The following is a 21,525-nucleotide window of genomic DNA, read 5'->3' as shown; positions in this document are numbered from 1 at the left end:
GGTTCGGTTTCTCGTTTTGCCGCGGCTTGCTCGCGCTCTCAGAACTGTTTGGCGGGCACGCGCATCGTAAGCCCGTCGAGGTCGGTCGTGACCTTGATCTGACAGCTCAAGCGGCTTTCCTTGCGTACGTCGAAGGCGAAGTCGAGCATATCCTCTTCGATGTCGGCAGGCTTGCCGGTTTTCTCAACCCAGCCCGGCTCGATGTAGACATGGCAGGTCGCGCAGGCGCAGGCGCCGCCGCATTCGGCTTCGATGCCCGCGACATCGTTCAGCTTGGCCGCCTCCATGACTGTCAGGCCGGCCTCGACCTCTACGGTCTGGCTCGCGCCATCGGGCTGGATGAAAGTGAGTTTAACCATCGACGGCGGCTCCAAATCCTCTCGTCCCCACGGTTCCGGGGGAGCGGTCGCGGCAGGATTAATGGGCTCGTTCGCCGAATTCAAGCTTTCCACGCGCGTTTAGGAAAACGCGTTGGCCGAAAAGGCTTTAAGTAATCGGGAGCTAATCAGGCGCGGGGCGTCTCGTGGGACGGGAAGGCGCCCTCGACGTAACCCTCGACTTCCTCGCAGGCTTCCTCAAGCAGCGTCAGGATCCGCTCGCGGTCCTGCTCGTCGTCCACGACGCCCGAGGTCTGCTCGGCTTCGAGCGCCAAGCGGGCCACGTGCCGGGCGCCGACAGCGCGCGCAGAGCCCTTGATGGTGTGGGCGGCGATCTGCCATTCGCGGTCGGTCGCGGCAAAACGCAGCTGCTCGATGCTCAGGGGAAGTTGGGCCATGAAAAGACCCAGGATTTCGCGCTCCAACGTGGGGCTGCCGAGGGTGTAGCGGGCCAGATGGGTGCGATCGATCGGATCGGTCGACGGGACGATCGAGACGGGGGCCTCAGGGGCCATCACAGCATTGATGCGGCGCCGGAGCGTGCTTTGACGCGGTGTGCTCATAGGATCGACCTAATCCCTTAGGGCTCGTTAACGGTGGGGTGGATGGCCGATGGGTTGCGGCCTCAACATTGCGCCGTTGGAAAACGCGGTATCCGATATGTTAACATCTAACCTGAACTTAAATCTCTAAATATTTGTAAACGCTATATCTCTAAGTCGAGCCAATCCGAGAAGGCTGCGTTAAGAGGTTTGGTTCCGGAGGGAGGGGATCTGAACTTCATTTGGCCCCAAAGGCGGCCTACTCGGCATAGTCCGACGGGCCGCCCCGGAGCCCTGGAAAAAGGGCGTTGATGGGGCCGTTCGCGAGAGAAAACTCGTTTGAGCACAAGCCTTGGACTGCAGTATCATGACTTTGTGGGGCTGCCGGAAATCTCCGGCTCGGACGGGTGGATGGCTCAGGAGCTAAAATCAGACTCGGCAGCGACTGCCAAGGCGCTGCCTGACGGATCCGCATCCGCGGAACCGAAAAGTGCCGCTGCGCCCTTACCGGCGTTGCCTCCTCCCCTCACCGCACCCTTTGGCGGGGGCTCCAGCGACTCCGCGAAACCGGAAGTTGCCGATGCCTTGACGCTGGCCGTTTCCCCCGCCAACGCGCCCAATCTGGGCTCGCCCACCGCAACCGTTCATCATCGCCTTCCGCCTCCGTTGCCGAATATGGCGGCGCGGGCTCAAAGCAATTCCGCCAATAGCCCGGCCGGCAACGAACGTCCGGGCGATGCGCAGCCGGCTGAGGCGCAACCACGGCGCGCGGCTCGTCGGCGCCCGGCCGGTCCGCCACGCGGGAAGATCGCGGCGAACGACGATGCACCTTCGATCGGCGGCCTGATCTACGCGCTCGAGCAGAAGCCCTCGATGGCGCCGTTCAAGTATGCGGCGATCGCCACCTGCGTTTGGATCGCCATCTGTCTCGCGTTCTCGTGGGTGATCGTGCGGGCGGAATTCGAGAACGGCGGCACGGTTATGTCGCTGCTCGAAAAGCCTTCGACCTTCCTCACCGCAACCGCGATCATCGTTCCCATCGCCGTGCTTTGGGCGCTCGCGCTTCTCGCCTGGCGATCCGACGAGCTGAGGCTGCGCTCCTCGACGATGACGGAAGTGGCCATCCGCCTCGCCGAACCCGACCGTATGGCCGAGCAGTCGGTTGCGTCGCTCGGTCAGGCTGTCCGGCGGCAAGTGGGCTTCATGAACGAAGCCATCTCGCGCGCGCTCGGCCGCGCAGGCGAACTCGAGGCTTTGGTCCACAACGAAGTCACCGCGCTCGAACGCTCCTACGAGGAGAACGAGCGCAAGATCCGCGGCCTCATCAAAGAGCTGGCTGGCGAGCGGAACTCCCTGCTCTCGACCAGCGAGCGCGTGACCGACACGCTGAAGACGCTCGGCACCGATATTCCGACCCTGATCGACAAACTGTCGAACCAGCAGCTCAAGCTCGCGCACATCATCCAGGGTGCCGGCGAGAACCTCACCGCGCTCGAGACCGCCGTCGGACAGAGCACCGATCGGCTCGAGATCACGCTCGGCAACAAGACCGAGCAGCTGCAGGGAATGCTCGAAGGCTACACGACCGGGCTTGCGACGGCACTCGGCGCACGCACCGACCAGCTGCAGGAAGCGATCGCCGGTTATGTCGAGACGCTCGACACGTCGCTCAGCAACCGCACCGAAAAGTTGCAGCTCGTATTCGAAGAATATGCGCGTGCGCTCGATACGTCGCTGACCAACCGGGCGCAGGCGCTCGACATTCAGCTCGTCGAACGGACGAAGGCGCTCGATGCCGCGTTCGGACAGCGTCTCAAGGTGTTCGACGAGTCGATCGTGCGCTCGACGATGAACATCGACTCCGCCGTCGCCGACAAGGCGCGCGCCCTCACCTCCGCGCTCGACAACCACGCGCGCACGTTCAGCGAGACGATCTCGCGGCAGGCCGTCAATCTCGACGAGAGCCTGATGCACGGCATCAACTCGGTGCGCCGGACGAGCGAGAACATCACGCGCCAGTCGCTCAAGGCCATCGAAGGGCTGGCCGGCCAGTCCGAGATGCTGAAGCGCGTTTCGGAAAATCTCCTGACGCAGGTCAATTCCGTCACCAATCGTTTCGAGGGCCAGGGGCAGGCGATCATGCGTGCCGCCAACTCGCTCGAGAATGCGAATTTCAAGATCGAAAACACGTTGCAGGGCCGCCACGCCGAGCTGACCAACACGATGGATCGCCTCTCCGGCAAGGCCGACGAGTTCGGCCGGTTCGTCGAAGGCTTTTCGTCCACCATGGAAGGCTCTCTCACGAGCGCCGAGCAGCGTGCACGCGCGGCCGCAGAGCAGTTGCGCGCCAGCACCGAGGTCGCCAAGCGCTCCGCGCTCGACGATCTCGAACGCTTCCGGCTCGAAGCAGGCGCCGAGGGCGACCGTGCGCTCGACGAACTGCGGTCGCGGTTCTCGTCGATCTCGAATGTCGTCAACGAGCAGCTTACCACCCTCACGAGCCGGTTCGATCAAACCTCCGACGAGGTGCGCCAGCGGGCCAATCGCGCCGCCGCCGAGATCGCCGCCGAGCAGGTGCGCCTCAAGGAGCAGATGGACAGGCTGCCGATGGCGACCCGCGAAAACGCGGAAGCCATGCGGCACGCGCTTCAGGATCAGCTCCGCGCCATCGAGCAGCTTTCGAATTTGACGACGCGCTCGCTCTCGGGGCGCGATATCACCCTTCCCCAACAGTCGCCGATGTCCGGCGGTTCGCATGGCGCCTCGACGCTTGCCGGCAGCTATATGTCCGAGGTTCGGGGCTCGGACGGTGGCCAGCGCGCACTGAGCGCGCTTTCGCAACCGAACATGCCGGATCCCGGCTACAGGCAGCCGCCGCCGTATCAAGGCCAGCCGCCCTATCAGGGTCAGGGGGCGCTGGCTCGCCCCGCTGCCGCGGGCCAGGGCGGCGACAGCCGGGATGGCTGGTCGCTTGGCGATCTTCTCGCGCGCGCCTCGCGCGACGAGGAAGCACACGGAGGCGCGGGCGGTATTCCAGCCGCAGCACCCATGCCGTTCCACAGCCAGATCGACATCATCGCGCGCGCACTCGATCCCGCAACGACGGCGGCGCTCTGGCAACGGATCGCGGCCGGGCAGCGCGGCGTCATGGTGCGCAGCATCTATTCGCCCGAGGGGCGCGCGATCTTCGACGATCTCAGCATGCGCTATCGCGTCGACGGCGATCTGCAGCGGACGATCAATCACTACCTCATGGACTTCGAGAACATCCGGCGTGACGCCGAGCAGCGTGATCCATCCGGGCGGGCGATCAACGCGCATCTCCTCTCGGACATGGGCCGCGTCTACCTATTCCTTGCACATGTGAGCGGACGCATCACCTGAACGTCCCCGCCGCTTTGAAATCCTGATCGCCGATGGCCGCCCTTTCGCTTTCCGTTTCGATCGAGCGCTTTCCGCTCAAGGTGCCGTTCGTCATCGCGCGGGGCGCAAAAACGCACGCGACGGTGGTCGCGGTTTCGCTTTCGGATGGACAGGCGACGGGGCGCGGGGAATGCACGCCCTATGCGCGCTATGGCGAAACGCCGGAGGGCGTGGCGCAGGCGATCGAAGCGCTTCAACACGTTCCCGGTGCGCTCAGCAGCCGCTACAGCCTCGCGCATTCGATGCCACCAGGGGCCGCGCGCAACGCGCTCGACTGCGCGCTCTGGGATTTCGAAGCAAAATCCAGCGGAGTTCCAGCGGCCGAGCGGCTCGGACTGGCGCCGCTCGCCGGCGTCGATACCTGCTTCACGCTGAGCCTCGACAGCCCCGAAGCCATGGCGCGTGCCGCGCAGGCAGCGCAAGTGCACACCCTGCTCAAGCTCAAGCTCGGCGGCGACGGCGATATCGCGCGCATGGCGGCCGTCCGGCAGACGCGGCCCGACGCGCGCCTCGTCGCGGATGCCAACGAAGCCTGGAGCGAGGACATGCTGGCGCCGTTTCTCGCCGCCGCCGCAGAGGCCGGTTTCGAGTTGGTCGAGCAGCCGCTTCCGGCCGGCGCCGACGCCCTACTCGCGCGTGTTCCGCGCCCGGTTCCGGTCTGTGCCGACGAAAGCGTGCATACAAGCGCCGATATCGCGGCTCTCAAGGACCGCTACGACGCGGTCAACATCAAGCTCGACAAGGCCGGCGGTTTGACCGAGGCGCTCACGATGCGGGCTGTCGCGCGCGATACCGGGCTCAAGGTGATGGTGGGTTCGATGGTGGCCACTTCGCTCGCCGTGGCGCCGGCTTTTCTCGCGGCCCAGGGCGCCGATTGGGTCGATCTCGATGGCCCGCTGCTGCTCGCGACTGACCGCGATCCGCCGCTGCATTTCGAAGGCGGCAAGCTGCGACCGGCGTCGCCGAGGCTCTGGGGCTGAGACACCGCGGCTGGTTTTGCCGGCTTCACGGCCGCGCAGTGGCCGTCGTTGCGTTCCACAACAAACCGCCCTGCCAACGGGCGCCCACGTAGAGAGCGCCCGCAAACCCGGCCGTTGCCAGCGCGGCCATGGCCAGATAGGCGAGCGCGCCGACTTTGCCGTAAAGCCAGCCCGACGTCAGCGTGGCCGTGCCCATCAGCACGCCCGACGCGACGGTGGCATAGAGGGCCTGGGCGGTTCCCTGCGCGCTTTCCGGCACGGCCCGCGAGATGAAATGCATGGCGCCCAGGTGCGAGGCGCCATAGGTCAGCGTGTGCAGGACCTGCAGCGGGATCAATCCGATAAGGGTCGGGCTCAAGGTCATCGCGATCCAGCGGACGATTGCCGCCGTCGTTGCCCCGATCAGCAGTGCAACAGGTCCCCACCGGCGCACGACGCGGCCGGAATAGGCAAACAGCAGCACCTCGCCGCCGATGGCAATCGCCCATAGTGCGCCGACCCAGGCCGTCGAGATGCCTTCGGCGCGCCAGGTCAAGGCGCCGAACGTATAGACCATGCCGTGCGAGCCCTGCGCTGCGCCGGCGGCCAACAGAAACGCGAGGAAGACGGGAGAGCTCACGAGCTTCCAGGCTTCCTCGATGCTCCCTCCCCTCATCGGGGCCTGGTGGGAAAGCGTTTCGGCGGGATCCGTACCGGCTGCTGGATCCGCGGCGGGCGCGCGCTCGACTTTCTCCGGCAGCAGCCAGGCCGTGGCGACGGTCGCGACGGTACCAGCGATCAGGCAGGCGAGCACGGCGGTGGCGCCGGTGTGGTCGATCAGCCAGCCGCCGACGAAGCCCGCCGTCACGAACGTCAGCGAGCCCCAGAGCCGCATGCGGCCATAGTCGAGCCCATGCGCGCGTACGCCAGCGACGGCGATGGTCTCGGTCAACGGCATGATGGTGGAGAGCGTGATCGAGAACGGCACGGCCAGCAAAAAGATCGCCCAGAAGCTCTGCATCTGGCTCAACAAAAGCGCGAGCACCAGCGTCAGCCAGGCGAGCGCGTTGATCAGCGCCCGGTGGCGCGCGGTCCGGTCTGCCAGCATGGCCACGGTCGGCGTGATGAAGGCGCGCAGGAAGAACGGGGCAGCGGTGATGGTGGCGATTTCTTCGGCGGTCAGGCCGCGCTTGTCGAGCCAGACCGGCAGGTATGGCAGATGGATGCCGTAGATCACGAACAGGGCGGCGTAAAAGCCGGCAAGGCGAAGGCCAAAGCTGTGTTCGGCGCTGCCCACGGCAAGCTTGCGTCTCTGCCCGCCGGTCTCGACTGCGCCCATGCCGATTTATCCGATCTTGCGGCTTGCGAGGTCCTTGCCCTCGTGCCGGCTTCTCTTGGCCGGGCGCACTTTTAGCAGCGGGCTGATGCCGAGGCGAGCGGCCGGCAAAGAAAAAACCGGTCCGGATAGTCCGGACCGGTTTTTGCCGAGCTCTGCAGCGTCCCTGTTCGCTGCCCAGCTCCCCCCAAAGTAGTGTGTAGTGCTTGTGCGCTGCTCGATCGCCCCCCGACGCTCGGCGCTGCACGAGGGGGAGAGTTGCAGAACCCAGGGGCGCTTACAAGATGGGGGACACGCATTGCGCGTGAAGCGATGCAAAGGCGCAACAAGGGTGTGGTGATGGTGAATCGCTCGCCTTGGGCATAACCCGCGCAATTTCCAGCAACTCTCTGAAGTGCAGTGGCTATCGCGTTCGAATGACGGAGCTTGGTTGGCCCTCTAGAGGGTCAGGATAAGTGTCGCCGGATTGCATGGAGGTGATCGACGGGGCCGTCACCCTGGCCCACACTCAGCGTCCGCCCTGCTTCGATCGCCTGCCAGACGTAGGCCTTGGCGGCATCGACAGCGGCGGCCAGCGGATCGCCTTCGGCAAGCCGCGCGGCGATTGCGGCAGCGAGCGTGCACCCGGTGCCGTGCGTGTTGCGCGTGGTAATTCTCGGCGCCGTAAACCGCCTCGTCGTTTCGGCGGTCACGAGGATATCGGTCGCTTCGGGTCCGTCGCCGTGTCCGCCCTTGAGGAGCACGGCCTTGGCGCCGAGCGCGAGCAGGCTCTTGGCCTGGGCTTCCATTTCGTCAAGCGACGTTGCGATCGGCCCCTCGAGCAGGCGGGCAGCTTCGCGAAGGTTCGGGGTCACGAGGTCGGCAAGCGGGAACAGCCGCGTTCGCACGGCGTCGATGGCGTCGGGTGCGAGCAGCACGTCACCGCTCGTTGCAACCATGACCGGGTCGACCACGAGCGGCACCCCACCAAACTGCGGGAGGCCTTTGGCCACGGTCTCTACCGTTGCTAGATCTCCCAACATTCCGGTCTTGATGGCGCCGACGCGTAGATCGGACGCGACCGATGCCATCTGCGCGGCGATGATGCTGCCGGGTAGCGTCAGCACACCCTGCACACCCTGCGTATTCTGCGCGGTGATGGCGGTGATGACCGATGCACCATAGACGCCGAGCGCGGTGAAGGTTTTGAGGTCGGCCTGAATGCCTGCCCCGCCTGAGCTGTCCGAGCCCGCGATGGTCAGCGCGATGGCCGTGCCCGTGTTGTAAGGATCGCTCATCGTCCAAGTCTCGCGCTCAACGTCTCGTCGCCCTCAATGTCTCGGCATCCTCAACGTCAGGGCGTTAGGTTGCGAAGATCCTGCTGCAGCTTCGCAGGCGTCATCCACTCTTCAATCGTGGCAAGCCCTGGGAACGTCTCGATCAGCCATTGCCCGAACGCCTGGATGGAGAACCAGTCGAAGACGTTCAGGAAGGCGATGCCGGTCAGCACCAAGAGCACGCCCATGAGCTTTTCCATCAACGACAGATGGCGGCGGAAGCGCTGCATGAACGACAGGAACGGGCGGATCGCGACCGCGGCCAGAACGAACGGAATTCCGAGACCAGCCGAATAAACCGCGAGCAGACGTACGCCCGCGCCGAGGCTTGCTTCGTTTGCCGCCAATGCCAGAACCGTGGACAGGATCGGCCCGATGCAGGGCGTCCAGCCGAAGGCGAACGCGAGCCCCATGACATAGGCGCCGGCGTAGCTCGCCCCCGTCTGAGGGCCGTGATAGCGCTTCTCGCTCAGGAGCAGCGGAATGCGGAACACGCCGAGGAAGTGCAGACCGAACAGGATGATCACGATGCCGGCGGCAATCGAGAGTTCCATGCGCCAGGTCTGGATGAACTGGCCGATCAGCGACGCGCTGGCACCGAGCGCGATGAAGACTGTCGAGAAGCCAAGCACGAAAAAGATCGAGGCCAGCACGACGCGGCGCCAGACCGCGCGCTCGAGCCCCTTCTCGTGCGACATCTCCTCGAACGTCGTGCCGCCGAGAAAGCCGAGATAGGGCGGGACCAGCGGCAGCACGCACGGAGACAGGAAGCTTACGAGGCCAGCGAGCGCCACGCCGAGATAGAGATGAGCTTCAGCGAGCATCGTGCCCCTTGGTTTCTAGAGCGTGATTGCTCTTCCTTGCACGGCAATCCCACTCTGACTTTTCAATGAGACCGATGATTCACGTTTCGGACTGATTGGGTCCGAAACGATCATGGCCTAGCGCGCCAGTGCGGCGACGCCGGGCAGCTCACGGCCTTCGAGCCACTCGAGGAACGCGCCGCCCGCCCCCGATACATAGGTGAAGTCGCCGGTTACGCCAGCGGTGTTCAATGCGGCGACGGTATCGCCACCGCCCGCAACCGAGATCAGCGACCCAGCCTTGGTGCGCTCGGCGGCGGCGCGAGCCAGCGCGAAGGTGCCCTCGCCGAACGGGGCAATCTCGAACGCGCCGAGCGGGCCGTTCCATAGCAGCGTCTCGCACCGCGAGAGCACATCGACGTAGTGGCGGACCGACTTCGGACCGACGTCGAGGATCATCTGGCTGGCGGGGCATTCGATGGTGAGCACGGTGCGGGACGGCGCACCCGCCTCGAAGCGCTCGGCGACGACGATGTCTTGCGGCAGTACGATCTCGCAGCTCCGCGCCTTGGCGGCATGCATGATCTCGCGCGCGGTCTCGACGAGGTCCGGCTCGGCGAGTGATTTGCCGATCTCGACGCCGCCCGCCAGCAGGAACGTGTTGGCCATGCCGCCGCCGATGATCAGCTTGTCGACCTTGGCAGACAGGTTGGTCAGAACCGGGATCTTGGTCGAGACCTTGGCGCCGCCGACGACGGCCGCAACCGGACGCCTGGGCTGTTCGAGCGCGGCGCGCAAAGCGCTAATCTCCTCCATCATCAGCGGACCGGCATAAGCCGGCAGCAGATGCGCGAGACCTTCCGTCGAGGCATGGGCGCGGTGGGCAGCGGAGAACGCATCGTTGACGAAGACGTCGCCGTTCGCCGCCAGCGCCTTGGCGAACGCCGGGTCGTTCTTTTCCTCGCCCTTGTGGAAGCGGGTGTTTTCCAGAACGACGATGCCGCCGTTCGCGAGTGCGCCGACCGCGCGAGCCGCTTCGTCACCCACGCAATCGGCAGCGTGCGAGACGGGCAATCCGACGAGCTTTTCAAGCACAGCCGCGACAGGAGCCAGCGAGTTCTCCTTATCCGGGCCGTCCTTCGGGCGGCCGAAGTGCGAGAGCACGACGACGCGTGCGCCGCGCTTGGCGAGATCCTGGAGGCCCGGAACGATGCGCTCGAGGCGCGTTGCGTCGGTCACGGTGCCGTTCTTGGCCGGCACGTTGAGATCGGCGCGCACGAGCACGCGCTTGCCTGCGAGATCGAGGCCGTCGGTGGTCTTGAGCTTGTCGAGGTTCATGGCAATCAGCTCTTTGCGGAAAGGCTTGCGCGGGCGGCGTCGGCGATCTTCGCGGCGGTGAGCCCGAAGTGCTCGAAGAGCTTGGGCGCCGGCGCAGATGCACCGAAATCCGAAAGGCCGATGAAGCGATCTCCGGGGCGCAGCCACTCGTGCCAGCCCTGGGCGACGGCCGCCTCGACGGCGATGCGCGGCGCGGTGCCGAGCACGTCGTTGCGGTAGCTCTCGTCCTGGCGGCGGAACAGCTCGAACGACGGCAGCGAAACGACGGCCGCGGTAATTCCGTCCTTCGCGAGGGCTACGGCTGCTTCCGTGACGAGACCCACTTCCGAGCCGGTCGCGATCAGCGTCACGTCGCGCTTGGCGCCGCCGCTCACGACGTAGCCACCCTTTGACGTGAGGTTTGCCGCGTCGGCCGGATTGGCGCGCAGTGCTGTCGGGAGCGCCTGGCGGGACAAAGCGAGCAGTGACGGCGTCTTGGTGTTGGTGAGCGCAATCTCCCAGGCTTCCGCCGTCTCCAGCGCGTCGGCTGGGCGCAGCACGAGGAGGTTCGGGATCGCACGCAGCGAAGCCAGATGCTCGATCGGCTGATGGGTCGGGCCATCCTCGCCGAGGCCGATGCTGTCGTGCGTCATGACGTAGACGACGCGCTGCTGCATCAGCGCCGAAAGGCGGATCGACGGGCGGCAGTAATCGGTGAATACGAGGAACGTCGCGCCGTAGGGGATGAACCCGCCGTGCAGCGCAATGCCGTTCATCGCTGCGGCCATGCCGTGTTCGCGCACGCCGTAATGGATGTAGTCGCCGGCGAAGTTGCCGGGCTCGACGGCCTTGTGATGCTTGGTGCGGGTGCCGTTCGAGGGCGTGAGATCAGCCGAGCCGCCGAGCAGCTCCGGCACGGCCGGCACCAGGTGCTCGAGCGTCAACTGCGACCAGACGCGGGTTGCGCGCTTTGTGGTGTCGGCCAAAAACTGCGCTTTGGCCGCAGAGATGGCGTCAGCGATGGTTTTGCTGCGCGACGCAGCGGCCGGTGCTTCGAACGCAGTTTTCGCGGCGGCCGGAGCCTTTGCGAGACGCGCCTGCCAGGCGGCATTCTCCTTGGCGCCCTTGGCACCCAGCGCGCGCCAGGCCTTCAGGATCGGCTCCGGAATGACGAACGGCGCGGCGTCCCAGCCGAGCTTCTCCCGGGTGCCCTTGATCTCTTCGGCGCCGAGCGGCTCACCGTGGGTCGAGGACTTTCCGGCCTTGTTGGGGGCGCCGTAACCGATCACGGTCTTGCAAGCAATTAGCCAGGGCTTCGAGCTATCGGCGCGGGCCTTCGCGATCGCGGCCGAGATAGCTTTTGGATCATGGCCGTCGACGCGGATCGTATTCCAGCCGGAAGCCGCGAAGCGGGCGACCTGATCGTCCGAGACCGAAAGGCTCGTCGGTCCATCGATCGAGATCGAGTTGTCGTCCCACAGCACGATGAGCTTGCCGAGCTTCAGGTGGCCCGCGAGCGAGATCGCCTCGTGGCTGATGCCTTCCATCAGGCAGCCGTCACCGGCAAGGCAGTACGTGTAATGGCCGACGAGGTCGTCGCCGAGGCGGGCGTTGAGCAGACGCTCGGCCAGCGCCATGCCGACGGCGTTGCCGATGCCCTGGCCGAGGGGGCCGGTCGTGGTCTCGATGCCGGCGGCGTGGCCGAACTCGGGATGGCCGGCGGTCTTGGAGCCGAGCTGGCGGAAGTTTTCGAGCTGCCCGATATCGACGCCGGGGTAGCCGGTCAGATACAGCAGTGAATAGAGCAGCATCGAGCCGTGACCAGCCGACAGCACGAAGCGGTCGCGATCGGGCCAGGCAGGGTCGGTGGGATCGAAACGGAGGGCTTCGGAGAACAGCACGGTCGCCACGTCCGCCATGCCCATCGGCATGCCAGGGTGGCCGGAATTCGCCTTCTGCACCGCATCCATCGCGAGCGCGCGGATGGCATTGGCCATGTCCCGCGTACCGGGGGCCGCTGCCCGCGTCGTCTCTGCCGCCTCACCCATTCTCGATCAATCCTTCCCGCCGGAGCGCAATCGTTCCGCTAGACCTGCGATCCCGCTGCTGTCTTGTGATGCGGGCACATTTAACGGGGTGACGCCGCCCCGTCTACCGCGCCGAACGTCCGAGAGGCGGTCTCGCAAATTCGACAGTCCGATGAGGATCTGCGTGGGCCCCCACCTGTTCGCATCTGCGAAAACGCCCTAAGTTCAAGGTGCTTGCTCTGGGATCGGGTCCGGTATCGGAGCTGCCGGCTTCTCGGCGGCGGTCAGTTTCAGCGCCTTGGCGGGCTTTGCATCCTTGCTGTCCTTGGCACTTGCAGCGGCGTCCTCGGCAAATAAACGCTCTAGGACGGAGGCGTCGCTGCGGGCCTTGGCCTGCATTTGCTCCATATTGCTGTAATCAGCGTAGTCCTCGATCAGGCGCTGTTCGTCATGGGCGCGGAAGGTGCGGGTAATGCGCTCGCTCTCGCGCTCGGAGTAGCCGAGGTCGATCAACAGGAGCCGTGTGGCTTCGAGCGCCGACAGGAACGTCTCGCGCTGGATGCTGGTGATGCCGAGATCGAGCAGGCGGTGGGCGTGATTGCGATTGCGTGCGCGCGCGATGATCGGCACATCCGGATAGCGGTTGCGCACCAGGGCCGCCGTGCGCAACGAGGCCTCCACGTCGTCGATGGCCAGAACGAAGGCGCGGGCCTTCTCGACCTGTGCCGCTTCCAGGATCTCGGCGCGGCTCGCGTCCCCGAAGAAGGCCTGCGAGCCGAACTTCTTCACGAGGTCCACCTGCTCAGCGGAAATATCCAGTGCGATGAACGGGATCTTCTTGCCGCGCAAAACGCGGGCGACGATCTGCCCGAAGCGGCCGAAGCCTGCGATTACGACGTGCTCGTTCTTGGCCGGGAGGTCGTCGTCATAGGCCGGCGCCGGGCGCTTGCGGATACGGCTTCCCAGCCGATCCAGCACGAGCAGCAACGGCGTCGCCGCCATCGAAACGGTGACGACCGCCACCAGGAGATCGCTCATGCTGCGCGACAGCACACCCGCCGCGAGCCCTGCCGAAAACAGCACAAAGCCGAACTCGCCGCCCTGGCTCAGCGACAATCCGAGCCGGCGCGCGGGCCCGTTGTCCAATCCGACGAGGCGGCCGAGCGTGTAGAGAATGCCGGTTTTGACCGCGACGAGCGCGATCGCAAGGCCGATCACGGTCACGGGCTGGGTAATCACGAGATTGACGTTGAGCGACATGCCGACGGCGGTGAAGAACAATCCCAGCAGGATGCCCTGGAAGGGCTGGATGTCGGCTTCGATCTGATGGCGATAGGCGCTCTCGGAGAGAAGCGCACCGGCGATGAAGGCGCCCAGCGCGGGCGACAGGCCCGCCTTCAGCATCAGAATCGCGACGCCCACGACCGTCAGCAGGGCGGCCGCGGTCATCGCCTCCTTGACCTTGGTGCGAGCGACCAGACGTAGGAACGAGTCCAGGCCGAAATAACCGACGACCACGATGGCGGCGATGGTGCCAAGGCCGCGAAGCGCCGACGTGAGGTCCATGGCGTGGCCGACCTCTACCGCCTTGGTGGCGAACAGAGGAACCAGCGCGATCAACGGGATGGCCGCAAGATCCTGGAACAGCAGCACGGCGAAGGCGAGCCGCCCATGGCGTGCCGTCAAATCCCCCTGCTCTTCCAACACCTGGAGGGCAAACGCCGTCGACGACAATGCCAGCGCGAAACCGATGAACACGGCCGCGGACCATGCCTGGCCGACCCACATCGCGAACAGGGCAAGGACGAGCGCCGTGAGCGCAACCTGGGCGCCGCCGAGCTTGAAAATCGCCGAGCGCATGGACCAGAGCCGGCGGGGCCTCAGCTCGAGACCGATCAGGAACAACAGAAAGACGATGCCGAACTCGGAGAGCTCGAGGATTTCGTGGGCATCGCTGCTCGAAAACACATGCCGAAAACCGTGGGGGCCGAGCGCGATGCCGGCGATCAGGTAGCCGAGTACCGAGCCGATGCCGAGCCAGCGTGCGAGCGCCGGGGCGATCGTCATCGCGGCGAGCAGGACGGCGATTTCAGTCAGCGTGACGAGCGGCATCTGTCCCCGAAAATTGATGCGGTGAAACTTATTTCACTATGTTGAAAGCTCTTCGTCTAGTGTCAGCTCCCGGTTTCGCGTGCAATTCCCTCCCCCGTTGCGGCCGCGACCCCAGCGCTGTCGTGGGCAGATTGCCCGCGCGTTGGGCACGGGCCCTGGGCGGGACGGCGCGGTTCCGCTATGCTTCCCGATTGAGGAGGGCGCGCGCCTTGCGCGCCCCGCGGTGACCGCTACGAGGACTATGGCCGATCTCTTACAACGCGTCGCCGCGAATGGTGATGTCGAGGCTTTCAGAGCGCTTTTTCAAGACTACGCGCCCCGCGTCAAATCCTACATGATGCGGCAGGGCGCGGATCCGCGCACCGCGGAAGAGCTTGCGCAAGAAACCTTGCTCACCGTGTGGCGGAAGGCTGCGCTCTACTCAGACGAGAAGGGAAGTGCGACAACGTGGATCTTCACGATCGCACGCAACCTGCGCATCGACAGGCTTCGCAAGGAAGTGGCTTGGCAGCCGCTGCCCGAGGACAACGACGAGCAGCCCTCGCCCGATCCGGCCCCCGACGAGGTGATGAGCGAGAAGGAACGCGGTGACCGCGTCCGCAAAATACTGGCCGAGTTGCCACCCGACCAATCCGAAGTCGTTTCGCTCGCGTATGTAGAAGGACTGTCGCACGCGGAGATCGCGTCGCGGCTCTCCTTGCCACTTGGCACGGTCAAGTCGCGCATGCGTCTCGCCTACCACAAGATTCGCGATGCGCTCGAGGATTTGAGATAGATGACGATCACGCACCACCCGGATATCGCGAACCTGATGTGCTGTGCTGCGGGCAGCCAGCCGGAGGCCTTCGCGGCCGTCATCGCCTCACATCTGTCGCTGTGCAAGAGCTGCTGCTGCGAGGTTCGCCGGATGCAGCAGATCGGTGTCGCCCTGTTCGACAAGCTCGAGCCTGCCAAGATGGCGGGGCCGGCGCCGGTCGTCGCGATGCGCGCCGGTGAAGCCGAGACCGCGCCCCAGAAGGACGAGACCACTCCAGCCCATCACCCGTGCTGCGGCATGACCGCAGGCGGCGTACCGGGCCCGCTGGTGCCGCTGGTCGGCGAAAGCCTCGACACTGTCGACTGGCACTGGCTTGCGCCGGGTGTTTGGGTGCATACGGTCCCACTGTCGAAGGGGTGCTGCGGCGAGCTTCGACTGATCAAAGTTGCGCCCGGCAAGAAGATTCCCGAGCACACCCACGAAGGTCAGGAACTGACCTTGATCCTCCGCGGAAGCTACACCGACGCGCTCGGCACCTACCGGCAGGGCGATGTCGCGGATCTCGACGAAGCGGCCGTGCACAGCCCGGTCGCGTGCTCGAAGATGGGTTGCATCTGCCTGATGGCGAACGAAGGCAAGCTCGAGTTCACCGGCACGCTGGCCCGGATCCTTCAACCGCTTCTCAACAGATAGCAGTCAGCTCTGCGGGCGCGCTTTGGCCAGCGCGTCGATTGCCATCAGCTCGCGCATCAGCGGCTCGAAATCCTTGAGCGGCAGCATGTTCGGCCCATCGGACGGGGCGGTATCCGGCGCCTCGTGCGTCTCGATGAAGAGGCCCGCAACGCCAACGGCGACGGCGGCCCGCGCCAGAACCGGCACGTAGCGGCGGTCGCCGCCCGAGCTGCCGCCGAGGCCGCCCGGCTGCTGCACGGCGTGGGTGGCGTCGAAGATCACCGGAGCGCCTGTTTCCGCCATCTGCGGTAGCGCACGCATATCGACGACGAGCGTGTTGTAGCCGAACGAAGAGCCGCGCTCCGTCACGAGCACGTTGGGATTGCCGGAGCCGACGATCTTCGCGACCACGTTCTTCATGTCCCAGGGTGCGAGGAACTGGCCCTTCTTCACCTTGATGACGCGCCCCGTCTGGGCGGCGGCGACCAGGAGGTCGGTCTGGCGGCACAGAAAGGCCGGGATCTGCAGCACGTCCGCGACCGGAGCCACGATGGCGCACTGCTCCTTCTCGTGGATGTCGGTGACGACCGGCAGCCCCAGCTTCTCGCGGATCTCGGCGAACACCTCGATGGCGGCGTCGAGGCCGATACCGCGCTTGCCGCCGAGCGACGTGCGGTTGGCCTTGTCGAACGACGACTTGTAGATAAGGCCGAGACCGAGGCGGCCGGCGGCTTCCTTGAGGGCGCCGGCCATTTCGAGGGCGTGGGCACGGCTTTCCATCTGGCAGGGGCCGGCAAAAACGACGATCGGCGACGCGTTCGAGACGGCCAGCGCGCCGATGCCAACCTCGGGGTTCGGTTTTACAGGGTCAATCTGGGTCATGGCGCGGTTATAGTGAATTCGGGCGCCGGGGGCGAGCGGCCTGACAGCGCGGGTCCACGGATTATGAGACCATAGGTCGGCGTTTGGCCTCGAAACCCGTCATTCCGGGTGGAGCGACCCCGGATGCCGGGCGCTCATCGTCCTGTCATCCCAGGCCTTGTGCCTAGAATCCATGTTTCCGAGTGGATTCGCAGCGCTTCAATCCCAGTCGCATCCGAGTTGAAGCCTGGTTCCTCGGGACAAGCCCGAGGATGACAGTTCGCGCGTGCTTGACGCTTGCACTCTTTGGATTTGTCGCAAGCTTGACGCTTGCTCCGTGGGTTTCTACACCCACATGAGGTCATTCGGAATGACACCGTGTCATTTTCTTGACCGAAAAGCCCGGCTGCTGCGAGGCCCCTGCCCCATGCTCGTCCTGATCGATAACTACGACAGCTTCACCTACAATCTCGTGCATTTCCTGGGCGAGCTCGGCACCACGTCCGAGGTGATCCGCAACGACAAGGTCACGGCCGAGGAAGTCCTCAAGATGAAGCCGAAGGCGATCGTGCTGTCGCCGGGACCCTGCACGCCGAACGAAGCGGGCGTCTGCCTCGATCTCATCGCCAAGGCGGGCTCGAAAATTCCCCTGCTCGGCGTCTGCCTCGGCCACCAGTCGATCGGGCAGGCCTACGGCGGCAAGGTCATCCGCGCGCCGGCCCCGATGCACGGCAAGCTCTCGACCATCACCCACACCGACAAGGGCCTGTTCAAGGGGCTGCCACCCAAGATCGAGGTCACGCGCTACCATTCGCTGATCGTCGAGCGGAAGAGCCTGCCCGATTGCCTCGAGGTGACGGCAGAAACCGACGACGGGATCATCATGGGGCTTCAGCACAAGACCCACCCCGTGCACGGCGTGCAGTTCCACCCCGAGAGCATCGCCTCCGAGCAGGGTCATGCGCTGCTCGCGAATTTCCTCGACATCGCAGGTCTCAATCCGCGCCGCCGCAACGCGACGCGCCCGCGCGACGCGGCCTGACGCTCATGAGCGGTGCGACGGGGGTCAAAGCGATTTTGCAGGCGGTCGCCGGCGGAGAGAGATTCTCGCCGGACGCAATGGCGGTTGCCGTCGAAACACTGACGGCGGACGCGACGCCGGCACAGATGGCCGCCTTCCTGATGGGGCTCCGCGTTCGCGGCGAAACCGTCGACGAGATCACCGGCGCGGCGCGGGCGCTGCGTGAGAGGATGACGGCCGTTTCGGTGGCACCCGGCGCGATCGATATCGTCGGCACAGGCGGCGACGGACATGGCACCTTCAACGTCTCGACCGGGGCCGCGATCGTCGCGGCCGGCGCGGGGCTCAAGGTTGCGAAACACGGCAACCGCTCGGTTTCTTCGCTTTCGGGCGCCTCCGACGTGCTGCAAGCGCTGGGCGTGAAGCTCGACGGCGGGCCGGAGGCGAGTGCGCGTGCCGTTGATGAAGCCGGTGTCGGCTTCCTGTGGGCGCCGATGCATCATCCGGCGATGAAAGCCTGGGCTGGAGCACGGGCCGAACTTGGCGTTCGCACGCTGTTCAACCTGCTCGGGCCGATCTGCAATCCCGCGCGCGTCCGCCATCACGTGCTCGGCGTCTTCGCACCGGAGTGGGTGCTACCGATCGCGGAAGCGCTGCGTTCGCTCGGATCCGAACGGGCCTGGGTGGTGCACGGCCACGACGGCCTCGACGAGCTGTCGACGACCGGATCATCGATGGTCGCTTCTCTCGCGGACGGAAAGATCACCACCTTCGAGGTGACGCCGGAGGAGGCCGGGTTGCCGCGGGTTTCACTCGCCGACCTCAAGGGCGGCGATGGCGCGCACAACGCTGCAGCTTTGCGCGCGCTGCTCGCAGGCGCACAGGGGCCTTATCGCGATATCGTGCTGCTCAACACGGCGGCCGCGCTGATCGTGGCGGGGCGCGCCGGGTCGCTCAAGGAGGGCGTGGCCCTCGCCGCCGACGCAATTCAGTCCGGCCGGGCTGCTGCCGCGCTCGACAAGCTCGTCTCTATCAGCCAGGCGGCATGATACCGCTAACCAATCCGGCCGAATGCCTCGACTCGGGCCGGACAATCCTGGAAAAGGAAATCGCCAAATTGCGGGGCGGGCGCAGATCCGCCTGCCTGCCCGAAACCGATGGCGCGGACGCGCCGATAGCCCTTCCCTCTCACCTGTCGTAAGCTCTGGGTCATGGCCGATATTCTCGAAAAGATTACCCGCTACAAGCGTGAAGAGGTTGCTGCCGCGCAGGCCGCACTGCCGCTTCAGGTGGTTGCCGAATACGCCCGCAGCGCGCCGCGTGTCCGCTCGTTCGTGGGCGCCCTTGAAGCCAAGCATAAGGCCGGCAAGCCGGCGCTCATCGCCGAGATCAAGAAGGCGTCGCCCTCCAAGGGGTTGATCCGCGCCGATTTCGACCCGCCTCTCCTCGCCCGCGCCTATGAGGACGGCGGCGCAGCCTGCCTCTCGATCCTCACAGACGGTCCCTCGTTCCAGGGCGCGCCGGAGTTCCTGACGAAAGCCCGCGAGACGGTCTCACTACCGGTGCTGCGCAAGGACTTCATGATCGACACCTACCAGGTGGTCGAGGCGCGCGCGTGGGGCGCTGACTGCATCCTGATCATCATGGCGGAGGTGGACGACGCGCTGGCGGCCGACCTCGCCGCGGCGGCCAAGGATTGGGGGATGGACTCGATCGTGGAAGTGCACGACGCCGCCGAACTCGATCGTGCGCTGAAGCTCGATTGCCGCTTGATCGGCATCAACAATCGCAACCTGAAAACCTTCGAAACTACGCTCTCGACGACGGAAACACTTGCGCCGCGCGTGCCGAAGGATCGCATCGTGATCGGCGAGAGCGGCATCTTCACGCCGGCGGATATCTCGCGGCTGAAACGCGTCGGCGTCGAAACGTTCCTGGTCGGAGAAAGCCTGATGCGTCAAGCAGATGTGACCGCCGCGACGCGTACGCTGCTCACCCCGGAGGCCGCGTGATGAGCAAGCTTACCCACGTCGACGACAAGGGCCGCGCGCATATGGTGGATGTCGGCACCAAGGAGGTGACGCAGCGCACTGCCGTTGCCGAAGGCTTCATCAGGATGAAGGCGGAAACGCTCGCGCTCATCGTTGCCGAGGCGGCCCCCAAAGGCGACGTGATCGCGGTTGCGCGCGTTGCCGGCATCATGGCCGCAAAGAAAACCAGCGAGTTGATCCCGCTTTGCCACCCGCTTCAGCTCAGCAAGGCCTCGATCGAGTTCTCGCCGTCCGACAAGCCGCACGGACTTTTCATCCGCGCGACCGTCAGCGTCACCGGGCAGACGGGTGTCGAGATGGAAGCGTTGACGGCCGTATCGGTCGCAGCGCTCACCATCTACGACATGCTGAAGGCGGCAGACCGCGAGATGGAGATCGGCAGCATTCACTTGGCCTCCAAGACCGGCGGGCGCTCGGGGACGTATACCGCTCCCGCGCAACCCGCGCAGGCGGGCTGATCCGATGTCACTGCTTTCGGCCGACGCGGCACTTGCCCGCATTCTCGATGGCGTCTCGCCCCTCGGCGAGGAGACGGTTGCCGTTGGCGAAGCCGACGGCCGCGTTCTCGCACGTGACCTCGCGGCGGCGCTGACGCAGCCTCCCTTCAACTCCTCCGCGATGGACGGCTACGCGGTGTTCGGATCGGCCGCCGCGTCGCCCGGTGATCGCTGGGAGGTGGTCGGCCAATCGGCTGCGGGGCGCGGGTTCTCCGGCGCGGTTTCCCAAGGTCAAGCGGTACGCATCTTCACCGGCGCGCCGGTCCCCGATGGCTGCGGCACGGTGGTGATCCAGGAGAACGTCACGCGCGAGGGCGATGTCATCGTCGCGACCGACGCCACTACGGCCGGGGCCAACATCCGGGTTGCGGGTGTCGATTTCCGGGCCGGCGAAATCGCGCTTCGGCGCGGGCGCCGTCTCGATCCGCACGCGTTGACCCTCGCCGCTGCCATGGGGCAGGCGTCGCTGCCGGTGATACGGCGGCCGGTAGTTGCGATCCTGGCAACAGGCGACGAATTGGTGCCACCAGGAACGCCGCCTGGGCCGGATCAAATCATCTCATCGAACCCGATCGGCCTCGCCGCGCTCGTCACACGCGCGGGCGGCACGGCGCGCCTGCTCGGCATCGCACCCGACAAGATCGACGCGATCACCGCGCGCATTCGCGACGCGCGCGACGCGGACGTGCTGATCACCATCGGCGGAGCGTCCGTCGGCGATCTCGATCTCGTGGGGCCTGCGCTCGAACGGGAAGGCATCGCGCTCGATTTCTGGAAAGTCGCGATCCGCCCTGGCAAGCCGTTGATGTTCGGCAAGCTCGGCCAGCAGCGCGTGCTCGGGCTCCCGGGAAATCCGGTTTCGGCGCTGATCACGGCGCGGGTGTTCCTGCTGCCGCTGATCGGTGCGTTGCTCGGGGCGCCGCGCGCAACACAAACGCGCGAGGTCGCGACCCTCACCGCGCCGCTCGATGCCAACGGGCCGCGTCTGCATTTGATGCGCGCCAAGCTCGGCCGGGGGGCGGACGGCACGCTCTCGGTTTCGCCGATGCCGTCGCAGGACAGCTCGCTGCTCAGCGCGCTCAGCGAAGCCGATTGCCTGATCTGGCGGGGACCGGACGCAGATGCGCTTGCGCCAGGTGCTTCGGTCGAGATCGAGCGGCTGGCTTTTCGTTGAAGTTTTGACAGCCGACGTCGCAGGCGGTGTTTACAGGCCGGTTGCGACGGGCTTGCGGAGGTCTTCGGCGCTGAGCGGGCGCACGGCATAGACGCGCTCGCCCGCCACGGCTTCCGTGCGATTGCGCACGAACGCGACGGCGCGTGCTTCATCCGCGATCTCGACGTTCATGAAAATCGACGCCGTGAGATCGGAGTAGGCATACTGAGGCGTTACCTGGATCCGCCAACCCGCAATCGAATTCTTCATCTGCGCCCTCGGTCCTGCAGTCTGCGGAGTA

Annotated in this window: 19 protein-coding genes; 9 read left to right on the top strand and 10 right to left on the bottom strand. The window is 65.7% G+C overall.

All coding sequences use genetic code 11. The annotated features are described in order from the left end of the window. Window positions 1-38 precede the first annotated feature (38 nt). Both RCO24_RS16745 and RCO24_RS16740 read right to left on the bottom strand, forming a co-directional pair. Window positions 39-359 (bottom strand): 2Fe-2S iron-sulfur cluster-binding protein, encoded by a 321-nt coding sequence (locus RCO24_RS16745; protein ID WP_308963724.1) that lies wholly within the window; start codon window positions 357-359, stop codon window positions 39-41. 146 nt (window positions 360-505) lie between these two features. Beyond that, window positions 506-940, bottom strand: a complete 435-nt coding sequence (locus RCO24_RS16740; protein ID WP_308963723.1) for an Hpt domain-containing protein — start codon at window positions 938-940, stop codon at window positions 506-508. Between the two features lie 318 nt (window positions 941-1,258). On the opposite strand from RCO24_RS16740, the gene RCO24_RS16735 reads away from it, so the two are divergent. Continuing rightward, window positions 1,259-4,303 (top strand): hypothetical protein, encoded by a 3,045-nt coding sequence (locus RCO24_RS16735; protein WP_308963722.1) that lies wholly within the window; start codon window positions 1,259-1,261, stop codon window positions 4,301-4,303. Window positions 4,304-4,335: 32 nt separating this feature from the next. Further along, entirely contained in the window at window positions 4,336-5,322 is a 987-nt protein-coding gene (dgcA, locus tag RCO24_RS16730; RefSeq protein WP_308963721.1) for an N-acetyl-D-Glu racemase DgcA, read from the top strand. 25 nt (window positions 5,323-5,347) lie between these two features. Here the strand turns inward: dgcA and RCO24_RS16725 are convergent, their stop codons facing one another. From RCO24_RS16725 to RCO24_RS16700, 6 genes are all read right to left on the bottom strand, one after another. Next, window positions 5,348-6,640, bottom strand: coding sequence for an MFS transporter (locus RCO24_RS16725; RefSeq protein WP_308963720.1), 1,293 nt, complete (start codon window positions 6,638-6,640; stop codon window positions 5,348-5,350). A 443-nt stretch (window positions 6,641-7,083) separates the two neighbouring features. Continuing rightward, window positions 7,084-7,914 carry a bifunctional hydroxymethylpyrimidine kinase/phosphomethylpyrimidine kinase gene (gene thiD, locus RCO24_RS16720; RefSeq protein WP_308963719.1) on the bottom strand — a complete coding sequence of 277 codons (831 nt, stop codon included), beginning with the start codon at window positions 7,912-7,914 and terminating at the stop codon, window positions 7,084-7,086. 56 nt (window positions 7,915-7,970) lie between these two features. After that, window positions 7,971-8,777 carry a cytochrome c biogenesis protein CcdA gene (locus RCO24_RS16715; protein WP_308963718.1) on the bottom strand — a complete coding sequence of 269 codons (807 nt, stop codon included), beginning with the start codon at window positions 8,775-8,777 and terminating at the stop codon, window positions 7,971-7,973. A gap of 117 nt (window positions 8,778-8,894) precedes the next feature. Then, window positions 8,895-10,094 (bottom strand): phosphoglycerate kinase, encoded by a 1,200-nt coding sequence (locus RCO24_RS16710; RefSeq protein ID WP_308963717.1) that lies wholly within the window; start codon window positions 10,092-10,094, stop codon window positions 8,895-8,897. A gap of 5 nt (window positions 10,095-10,099) precedes the next feature. Beyond that, a complete protein-coding gene (gene tkt / locus RCO24_RS16705; protein ID WP_308963716.1) occupies window positions 10,100-12,121 on the bottom strand; it encodes a transketolase in 2,022 nt (673 codons plus the stop codon). A gap of 204 nt (window positions 12,122-12,325) precedes the next feature. Then, on the bottom strand, window positions 12,326-14,212 hold the full coding sequence (locus RCO24_RS16700) for a monovalent cation:proton antiporter-2 (CPA2) family protein (RefSeq protein WP_308963715.1): 1,887 nt from the start codon (window positions 14,210-14,212) through the stop codon (window positions 12,326-12,328). 241 nt (window positions 14,213-14,453) lie between these two features. Between RCO24_RS16700 and RCO24_RS16695 the strand changes: the two genes are divergently transcribed. Together RCO24_RS16695 and RCO24_RS16690 are read left to right on the top strand one after the other, a co-directional pair. Continuing rightward, entirely contained in the window at window positions 14,454-14,987 is a 534-nt protein-coding gene (locus tag RCO24_RS16695; RefSeq protein ID WP_308963714.1) for a sigma-70 family RNA polymerase sigma factor, read from the top strand. After that, window positions 14,988-15,662: a ChrR family anti-sigma-E factor gene (locus RCO24_RS16690; RefSeq protein ID WP_308963712.1), complete on the top strand. Its 675-nt coding sequence runs from the start codon at window positions 14,988-14,990 to the stop codon at window positions 15,660-15,662. It abuts the gene before it with no gap. A gap of 3 nt (window positions 15,663-15,665) precedes the next feature. Here RCO24_RS16690 and kdsA read toward each other — a convergent pair whose 3' ends face one another. After that, window positions 15,666-16,523, bottom strand: coding sequence for a 3-deoxy-8-phosphooctulonate synthase (gene kdsA, locus RCO24_RS16685; protein ID WP_308963710.1), 858 nt, complete (start codon window positions 16,521-16,523; stop codon window positions 15,666-15,668). A gap of 406 nt (window positions 16,524-16,929) precedes the next feature. Between kdsA and RCO24_RS16680 the strand changes: the two genes are divergently transcribed. The 5 genes from RCO24_RS16680 to glp all read left to right on the top strand — a co-directional run bounded on the left by RCO24_RS16680 (window position 16,930) and on the right by glp (window position 21,245). Continuing rightward, window positions 16,930-17,544, top strand: coding sequence for an aminodeoxychorismate/anthranilate synthase component II (locus RCO24_RS16680; protein WP_308963709.1), 615 nt, complete (start codon window positions 16,930-16,932; stop codon window positions 17,542-17,544). A 5-nt stretch (window positions 17,545-17,549) separates the two neighbouring features. Continuing rightward, window positions 17,550-18,572, top strand: a complete 1,023-nt coding sequence (trpD, locus tag RCO24_RS16675) for an anthranilate phosphoribosyltransferase (RefSeq protein WP_308963708.1) — start codon at window positions 17,550-17,552, stop codon at window positions 18,570-18,572. 162 nt (window positions 18,573-18,734) lie between these two features. Further along, window positions 18,735-19,535: an indole-3-glycerol phosphate synthase TrpC gene (gene trpC / locus RCO24_RS16670; protein WP_308963707.1), complete on the top strand. Its 801-nt coding sequence runs from the start codon at window positions 18,735-18,737 to the stop codon at window positions 19,533-19,535. Beyond that, window positions 19,535-20,032 carry a cyclic pyranopterin monophosphate synthase MoaC gene (moaC, locus tag RCO24_RS16665; RefSeq protein WP_308963705.1) on the top strand — a complete coding sequence of 166 codons (498 nt, stop codon included), beginning with the start codon at window positions 19,535-19,537 and terminating at the stop codon, window positions 20,030-20,032. Before trpC ends, moaC begins: the two co-directional genes overlap by 1 nt. Window positions 20,033-20,036: 4 nt before the next feature. Continuing rightward, on the top strand, window positions 20,037-21,245 hold the full coding sequence (gene glp, locus RCO24_RS16660; RefSeq protein ID WP_308963704.1) for a gephyrin-like molybdotransferase Glp: 1,209 nt from the start codon (window positions 20,037-20,039) through the stop codon (window positions 21,243-21,245). A 30-nt stretch (window positions 21,246-21,275) separates the two neighbouring features. On the opposite strand, the gene RCO24_RS16655 is transcribed toward glp, so the two are convergent. Continuing rightward, window positions 21,276-21,494, bottom strand: a complete 219-nt coding sequence (locus tag RCO24_RS16655; RefSeq protein ID WP_308963703.1) for a hypothetical protein — start codon at window positions 21,492-21,494, stop codon at window positions 21,276-21,278. Window positions 21,495-21,525: the final 31 nt, after the last annotated feature.

The organism is Hyphomicrobium sp. LHD-15, assembly GCF_031157355.1.
Taxonomy (GTDB): Bacteria; Pseudomonadota; Alphaproteobacteria; order Rhizobiales; family Hyphomicrobiaceae; genus Hyphomicrobium_C.
This window is presented reverse-complemented; position numbering and strand designations above follow the sequence as displayed.

What these genes read in the sequence shown, in the direction of transcription:
- RCO24_RS16745 (WP_308963724.1), bottom strand. Translation starts at nt 359, where the DNA reads ATGGTTAAACTCACTTTCATCCAGCCCGATGGCGCGAGCCAGACCGTA.
- RCO24_RS16740 (WP_308963723.1), bottom strand. Translation starts at nt 940, where the DNA reads ATGAGCACACCGCGTCAAAGCACGCTCCGGCGCCGCATCAATGCTGTG.
- dgcA (WP_308963721.1), top strand. Translation starts at nt 4,336, where the DNA reads ATGGCCGCCCTTTCGCTTTCCGTTTCGATCGAGCGCTTTCCGCTCAAG.
- RCO24_RS16725 (WP_308963720.1), bottom strand. Translation starts at nt 6,640, where the DNA reads ATGGGCGCAGTCGAGACCGGCGGGCAGAGACGCAAGCTTGCCGTGGGC.
- thiD (WP_308963719.1), bottom strand. Translation starts at nt 7,914, where the DNA reads ATGAGCGATCCTTACAACACGGGCACGGCCATCGCGCTGACCATCGCG.
- RCO24_RS16715 (WP_308963718.1), bottom strand. Translation starts at nt 8,777, where the DNA reads ATGCTCGCTGAAGCTCATCTCTATCTCGGCGTGGCGCTCGCTGGCCTC.
- RCO24_RS16710 (WP_308963717.1), bottom strand. Translation starts at nt 10,094, where the DNA reads ATGAACCTCGACAAGCTCAAGACCACCGACGGCCTCGATCTCGCAGGC.
- tkt (WP_308963716.1), bottom strand. Translation starts at nt 12,121, where the DNA reads ATGGGTGAGGCGGCAGAGACGACGCGGGCAGCGGCCCCCGGTACGCGG.
- RCO24_RS16700 (WP_308963715.1), bottom strand. Translation starts at nt 14,212, where the DNA reads ATGCCGCTCGTCACGCTGACTGAAATCGCCGTCCTGCTCGCCGCGATG.
- RCO24_RS16695 (WP_308963714.1), top strand. Translation starts at nt 14,454, where the DNA reads ATGGCCGATCTCTTACAACGCGTCGCCGCGAATGGTGATGTCGAGGCT.
- RCO24_RS16690 (WP_308963712.1), top strand. Translation starts at nt 14,988, where the DNA reads ATGACGATCACGCACCACCCGGATATCGCGAACCTGATGTGCTGTGCT.
- kdsA (WP_308963710.1), bottom strand. Translation starts at nt 16,523, where the DNA reads ATGACCCAGATTGACCCTGTAAAACCGAACCCCGAGGTTGGCATCGGC.
- RCO24_RS16680 (WP_308963709.1), top strand. Translation starts at nt 16,930, where the DNA reads ATGCTCGTCCTGATCGATAACTACGACAGCTTCACCTACAATCTCGTG.
- trpD (WP_308963708.1), top strand. Translation starts at nt 17,550, where the DNA reads ATGAGCGGTGCGACGGGGGTCAAAGCGATTTTGCAGGCGGTCGCCGGC.
- trpC (WP_308963707.1), top strand. Translation starts at nt 18,735, where the DNA reads ATGGCCGATATTCTCGAAAAGATTACCCGCTACAAGCGTGAAGAGGTT.
- moaC (WP_308963705.1), top strand. Translation starts at nt 19,535, where the DNA reads ATGAGCAAGCTTACCCACGTCGACGACAAGGGCCGCGCGCATATGGTG.
- glp (WP_308963704.1), top strand. Translation starts at nt 20,037, where the DNA reads ATGTCACTGCTTTCGGCCGACGCGGCACTTGCCCGCATTCTCGATGGC.
- RCO24_RS16655 (WP_308963703.1), bottom strand. Translation starts at nt 21,494, where the DNA reads ATGAAGAATTCGATTGCGGGTTGGCGGATCCAGGTAACGCCTCAGTAT.